The organism is Streptomyces sp. H27-H5, assembly GCF_026627505.1.
In the GTDB taxonomy this organism is placed as follows: domain Bacteria; phylum Actinomycetota; class Actinomycetes; order Streptomycetales; family Streptomycetaceae; genus Streptomyces.
Map to the genome: position 1 here is coordinate 1 of NZ_JAPNLK010000310.1, position 1,207 is coordinate 1,207.

General features: G+C 65.7%; 1 protein-coding gene and 1 pseudogene. One reads left to right on the forward strand and one right to left on the reverse strand.

The window, feature by feature from the left end; all coding sequences use genetic code 11:
* Positions 1 to 348, reverse strand: a pseudogene (locus tag OTB19_RS42955) (hypothetical protein); the annotation flags it as partial.
* A gap of 163 nt (positions 349 to 511) precedes the next feature.
* Between OTB19_RS42955 and OTB19_RS42960 the strand changes: the two are divergent.
* Positions 512 to 1,066, forward strand: coding sequence for an ATP-binding protein (locus OTB19_RS42960; RefSeq protein ID WP_267804291.1), 555 nt, complete (start codon positions 512 to 514; stop codon positions 1,064 to 1,066).
* Positions 1,067 to 1,207: the final 141 nt, after the last annotated feature.

Below are 1,207 nucleotides of genomic sequence, written 5' to 3' on the forward strand. Positions count from 1 at the left end.
ACCCCCGAGGACGCACTCGACACCGCCTGCCACCTCCACCTCACCGGTCTCGACACCTGACACGGGCAAGCGCACGCCAAGCCCGACGTCAACCCCCGAAGGATTTACGACGCAGACCACTAAGTCGGTGGCCGACTTCCCACTCACCAGTTCCAGGGCTCGCAGTTGGACACTTTTGGGGCAGCGGACACGTCCGGAACGCCATGCACGGATGTTGCTGTCGTCCAGTCCGCCGGGTCGGCCGGTGAGTTCGGCGACGGCCTTGTTGACCAGCTCAGCCAGCTCGCGGGAGCCCAGTTTCTGGTCGCTCATCCACTCGACGAGTACGTGGTTCGGCAGCGCGCTCATCGCTTCACAGTAGGTCCGATCACGATCCCGAGTCGGGTAAACGGTCGGTCAAATCACCCTAGGGCGTGTGGAGATGAGTTTTCGGTATCGCCCTGTTCGGGGTCTGGTCCTGGGCGGTTACCTGGGCGAGTTGCTGACGGATCCGCCGCCGAAAGGACCGCTGATGACCAGTCCCAGGGTGCCGACCATGGTGCTCGGCGACGTACCTCTTGCGTCGGCCTGTGCGGAAACGTTGCCGGCCTCCTACGCGCAGACCGACTGCGTCCCGAAGCCCGCGCGGTTCCGCGACGGGGCGGAAGCCGTCGTCTGGTGTGGGCGGCCCTCCGGTCCGGGCTCCTTCCGCCCCGAGGATGCCCTCTACGTGAAGGACATTCGCCGCTTCACGGTGTCTCACATGCGCCGTTGGGGCATCGGGGCAGAGGTGACGTCGGCGGCCGAACTGGTGGCGAGCGAACTCGTCACAAACGAACTTCGGCACGGATGTAGCAGTTCGATCCGGGTTCGGTTGATCGTCGGGGATGGCGGTTTCCTGCTGACGGTGACGGGTGGCGGCCCGTACGTCCCCACGTTCGCGATGGCGGGTCCGGACGAGGTGAGCAAACGGGGCCTGTTCCTCGTGGACCAGCTCGCTCGGGACCTCCGGGGGTGCTGGGGCGTCGCCTCCGACGGCACGACCTGGTGTCTGATGCGATCGTCCGCTCTGCGGGATGCCGCATGAACATTCCTGCCGAGGTCTTAGTGGTCTGCGTCGTAAGTCCTTCGGGGGTTGATCACGCGGCCTTGGCGGCGGAGGATTCTTCTGGGTGATCGGCGGTGTGCTGGTCGAGCCTGGCCAGGAGATCGTCCAGGTCGGAGGTGG

What these genes read in the sequence shown, in the direction of transcription:
- OTB19_RS42960 (WP_267804291.1), top strand. Translation starts at nt 512, where the DNA reads ATGACCAGTCCCAGGGTGCCGACCATGGTGCTCGGCGACGTACCTCTT.